General features: G+C 68.7%; 6 protein-coding genes. 3 read left to right on the top strand and 3 right to left on the bottom strand.

Going from position 1 to position 4534, the window contains the following annotated elements; all coding sequences use genetic code 11:
* On the bottom strand, window positions 1–235 hold a 235-nt coding region (locus VFG33_RS20785), incomplete at its 3' end, for a helix-turn-helix domain-containing protein (RefSeq protein ID WP_325054574.1).
* 101 nt (window positions 236–336) lie between these two features.
* Here VFG33_RS20785 and VFG33_RS20780 point away from each other — a divergent pair.
* Window positions 337–1065: an SDR family oxidoreductase gene (locus VFG33_RS20780; protein WP_325054573.1), complete on the top strand. Its 729-nt coding sequence runs from the start codon at window positions 337–339 to the stop codon at window positions 1063–1065.
* Between the two features lie 80 nt (window positions 1066–1145).
* Window positions 1146–2381 (top strand): MFS transporter, encoded by a 1236-nt coding sequence (locus VFG33_RS20775; protein WP_325054572.1) that lies wholly within the window; start codon window positions 1146–1148, stop codon window positions 2379–2381.
* Between the two features lie 15 nt (window positions 2382–2396).
* Here VFG33_RS20775 and VFG33_RS20770 read toward each other — a convergent pair whose 3' ends face one another.
* Entirely contained in the window at window positions 2397–3125 is a 729-nt protein-coding gene (locus VFG33_RS20770; RefSeq protein ID WP_325054571.1) for a hypothetical protein, read from the bottom strand.
* Between the two features lie 55 nt (window positions 3126–3180).
* Here VFG33_RS20770 and VFG33_RS20765 point away from each other — a divergent pair, with 55 nt between their 5' ends.
* Window positions 3181–3825, top strand: coding sequence for an IclR family transcriptional regulator (locus VFG33_RS20765; RefSeq protein ID WP_012919439.1), 645 nt, complete (start codon window positions 3181–3183; stop codon window positions 3823–3825).
* A 130-nt stretch (window positions 3826–3955) separates the two neighbouring features.
* Here VFG33_RS20765 and VFG33_RS20760 read toward each other — a convergent pair whose 3' ends face one another.
* Entirely contained in the window at window positions 3956–4429 is a 474-nt protein-coding gene (locus VFG33_RS20760) for an Lrp/AsnC family transcriptional regulator (RefSeq protein ID WP_325054570.1), read from the bottom strand.
* Window positions 4430–4534 lie beyond the last annotated feature (105 nt).

Raw genomic sequence — 4534 nt, 5'->3', positions numbered from 1 at the left:
CGTCGGACAACCGCAACGCGCGCGCCAGGCCGGACAGCACCGGGCGGGACGGACGCGGCCCACGTCCTTGTTCGAGCCGCGTGTAGTAGTCGGTGGACATCGTGGCCAGGTTCGCGACCTCCTCGCGCCGAAGGCCCGGCGTACGGCGTCGTAGTCCTGCCGGCAGACCCACGTCGTCCGGGCGGAGCCCCTCCCGGCGGATCCGCAAGAAGTCGGCGAGCTGTCCCCTGTCCACGGACCCAGCATCCCAGCAGGAGCACCCCGCAACCAGGGACTCCCGGTCCCAGGCTCCGCTCGCTCTGCCCCGGTCGGCGGATCCGCACCAGGGTTGTTGGCATGAGCAACCACAAGAGCGCGCTCGTGACAGGCGCTACCAAGGGAATCGGCCGGGAGATCGCCCGGCAGTTGGGCGACCTCGGGTACACGGTGATCATCGGCGCGCGGGACCTTGCCAGGGGTGAGGCGACCGCCAAGGAACTCATTGCCGAGGGCATCGATGCGGAGGTGGTCCGGCTGGAGGTGACGGACGACGACTCCATCCGGGCAGCGGCCGCGTGGATCGACGAGGTGCACGGGCGCCTCGACGTCCTGGTGAACAACGCGGCGATCATCGCCGATGGTGACGGTCCGGTCAGCGAGACTTCCGCCGAAGCCCTGCGCGCGAGCTATCAGACGAACGTGATCGGGCTGGTGTCGACCACCAACGCCATGCTGCCGCTGCTGCGGAACGCGCCGGCCGCGCGGATCGTGAACCTGTCCAGCGAGCTGGCCTCGCTGACGCGGGTGGGCGATCCGGACTCGGAGATGTCGACCATCCTCACGCTGGGCTACAACTCGTCCAAGGTCGCGGTGAACATGGTCACGGTGATGCTGGCCAACGAACTCCGCGACACCGGCATCCTCGTCAACGCCGCCGACCCGGGCAACTGCGCCACCGACATGGGCGGCTGGGACGCACCCCGCACCCCCGCCCAAGGTGCAGCCGTCGCCGTCCGCCTCGCCACGCTCCCACCAAACGGCCCCACCGGCCGCCTCCACGCCGAGGAGGGCGTCCTGCCCTGGTGATCCAAGCGCAGGTCAGTCGAAGTCGAAGGTGGAGTGGAGCCTCTGGCCGGAGCGACATGGTAGTGACATAGGTTGCCCCTGTGCCTCGGTTGCTGACTGACGTTCGTCCGTTGCGAGAGTCGGCGGACTTCCGGCGGCTGTGGATCGGGTCGACGGTTTCGCAGCTCGGGCAGCAGATGACCGCGGTGACCGTGTCGATCCAGGTCTACGCGCTGACCCAGTCCACCTTCTCGGTCGGGCTGGTCGGGCTCTCCGCACTGGTTCCGCTGATCGTCTTCGGCTTGTACGGCGGGGCGATGGCCGACGCCGTCGACCGCCGTACGCTCGCTCTCGTCTCCTCGGCCGGGCTCTGGCTGCTCTCCATGCTGCTCGTGGTCCAGTCCGAACTGCACTGGAACCGGGTCTGGGTCCTGTACGCCGTCGTCGCCGTCCAGTCGGCCTGTTTCGCCGTGAACAATCCGGCACGTTCCGCGATCATTCCCCGGCTGATCCGCCCGGCCCTGCTCCCGGCCGCGAACACCCTCAGTCAGGCAGCGTTCAACCTCGGCTTCACGGCCGGCCCGTTGCTCGGTGCCGCGGTGATCGCCTGGCAGGGGTTCGGCGCGGCGTACCTGGTGGACGTGATCACGTTCACCGCCGCCCTGTACGCCCTGTTCCGCCTGCCGCCGGTTCCCCCGACCGGGCTGGTACGGCGGGCCGGTCTCCGCTCGGTGCTCGAAGGGTTCACCTTCCTCCGGGCGGCTCCGGCCCTGCTCGCCACCTTCCTCGCGGACATCTTCGCGATGGTGCTCGCGCAACCACGGGCCCTCTTCCCCGCGGTGGCCGGCTCGTTCTTCGCAGGCGGCGTACGGACTGTCGGTCTGCTCCAAGCGGCCCCCGCGATCGGGGCGCTGGTGGGAGTCCTGTTCTCCGGCTGGGTGAGCCGGGTCCGCCGTCAGGGGGTGGCGATCGTCGTCGCGATCACGGTGTACGCGGCCGCGGTCGGCCTGTTCGGGTTGTCCCGGACGATCTGGCTGGGAGTGGCGTTGCTGGCCCTGTCGGGTGCGGCCGACATGGTGAGTTCGGCGTACCGGAACACCGTGCTGCAGTCGGCCGCGCCGGACGCGATGCGCGGGCGGCTCCAGGGCGTCTTCATCGTCGTGGTCGCCGGCGGACCCAGGCTCGGGGACTTCGTCGCGGGCACCACGGCGTCGCTCACCACGCCCACGATCGCGCTCCTGGGCGGCGCCTGCGCGTGCATCGTCGGCCTGATGATCCTGCTGGCCCTGAACAAGCCGTTCCGCCGCTACGACTCCGAAGTACGGGCCTTGCGGTAACAGCAAAGGGCCAGCTCAACCGCCGGTGGCGAGCTTCTTCAGTACGGTGAACCAGGAGTCCATGTCCGGGTTGATCTGCTCCAGCGGTTTGTCGTCGACCGTGACGATCGGCCGGTCGCCCAGCGGCTTCTTCAGCTTGACCGGGACGAGCTCGGCGGCGTTGGACGGCGGGCACGGGTCGTTGGTGTTGAGGGCGACGGTGATCTTCTCGTCGCTCTCGATCACGCGCAGGTCGAGCGAGCAGTTACTGGTGATGCCGACCGCGATGTCGACGTCGTCGTACGAGGGCCGGTTCTGGATCCAGCGCAGGTACTTCGGTTTCTTGTCCTGCACCACCTGGTACTTCGTCACCGGCTGCGGGTTGTCCTCGGTGATCCCGCCCTCGCCGTCGCTGAAGAAGGCCCCGTAGATCATGTTGATGCACGGGTCGGCCGTCTTCTCCTTGTCGTCGATCGCACCCCAGGCCTTGGCCGCCTGGTAGCAGCCGTTCGCCTCACGGTTGAGCGCGACGTTGAACCCGATCAGGGCCAGCGCGGCGACCACCAGGAATCCGGCGAGCCCCCGCCGCGAGCGGGCCTGTTTCGGCCCGAGTTTGCCGGCTTTGTCGTCGTCTTCCGGATGCTGCCGGAAGACGGCCAGGACGTTGCTGGTCCATTGCGGGTTGATCAAGGTCGGGACGGCATAAACCAGGATCAGTGCGACGCAGATCGCGATCGCGGGGAGCAGCGCCCAGTAGTTTCGCACGGCAGCAAGATACGGGGCCATCGGGCCGCGGCCGAAAAACGGATACGCTTCGGCTGTGCCCGCAGAGACGTCCCAGACGCTCGACCGGGGCCTGACGGTCCTCGAGTTGCTGGCGGACGCCCCGGACGGCCTCTCGATCACCGAGCTGGCGGCCTCCCTCGGCGTGAGCCGCACGGTGGTCTATCGCCTGGTCAACACGCTCGAACTGCACCGGCTGGTGCGTCGCGACAGCGAGGGCCGGGCGAGGCTGGGGCTGGCGGTGCTGCACTACAGCCGGCGCGTCCAGCCGACCCTGCGCGACGCGGCCCTGCCCGTACTGCGCTCGCTCGCCGAGGACACCGGGGCTACGGCACACCTGACTGTGGCTGACGGTGACGAGGCGCTCGCGATCGCGGTGATCGAACCGAGCTGGACCGATTTCCACGTTTCGTACCGGATGGGGTCCCGGCATGCGCTGGACCAGGGTGCCGCGGGCAAGGCGATCCTGGCGGGCCGCCGTAAGCCGGATCCGGCCGGACGGCCGTTCGTCATCACCGCCGGCGAGCTCCAAGCGGGCGCCCAAGGAGTCTCGTCCCCGGTCCTGGGGGTCCCCGGCGTCGAGGCCTCCATCGGCGTCGTCGTCCTCGGCAAACTGGACCGCGACTTCGTCGGCCCCCGAGTAGCCCGAGCCGCGGTCGAAGTAGCCAAACGCCTCGCCTGACCCCACTACTCCACCTGCGGCGTGCGCCGTGCCCACCCACAGCTCCCGTTCATTCGCCCCCTTTTCACCCCTGGGATGAGACAGGTGTCCACGCGAGGGGTGAAAAGGGGGCGAATGAACGGAGAGGGTGTTAGGTCCGGGTGGCGGCGTGGAGGAGGGGGAGGACTCGGTGGGGGATCTGTTCGGCGAGGGCGATCACTGTGGAGGCTCGCTGGATGCCGCGGACGATCACCACCTGGTCGATCACCCGTTGGAGATCCGCGTTGGAGCGCGCGACGATGCGGCACCACAGATCCTCGGCGCCCGTGATCGTGTGCACCTCAAGTACCTCCGGGATCGCCGCCAGCGCGGCCGCGACCGCCGTATGCCCTGAACCCTGCTCGATCTGCAGCGTCGCGAACGCCGTCACCGGGTAGCCGATCGCGCTGGTATCGACGTCCGGCGCCCACCCGCGCACCACCCCGTCACGTTGCAACCGGTCGAGCCGCGCCTGCACGGTGCCGCGTGCGACTCCGAGTCGCCGGGACGCCTCGAGTACGCCGACCCGGGGCTCGGCCGCGAACAGGTCGAGGATCCTGGCGTCCAGGCGATCCACTCCGGCCATGCTTCCTCCAGTGGTCAGGGTGACCGAATAGTCCAACAGAACCCTGAGAATACTGGACAACCTGCCCAATGAAACAGAGAACTGTTGCACAACCTGTCTCCCTAC

The organism is Kribbella sp. (assembly GCF_035687465.1).
GTDB lineage: Bacteria > Actinomycetota > Actinomycetes > Propionibacteriales > Kribbellaceae > Kribbella.
This window is presented reverse-complemented; position numbering and strand designations above follow the sequence as displayed.

Coding starts and splice junctions, on each gene's coding strand:
- VFG33_RS20780 (WP_325054573.1), top strand. CDS start 337: ATGAGCAACCACAAGAGCGCGCTCGTGACAGGCGCTACCAAGGGAATC.
- VFG33_RS20760 (WP_325054570.1), bottom strand. CDS start 4,429: ATGGCCGGAGTGGATCGCCTGGACGCCAGGATCCTCGACCTGTTCGCG.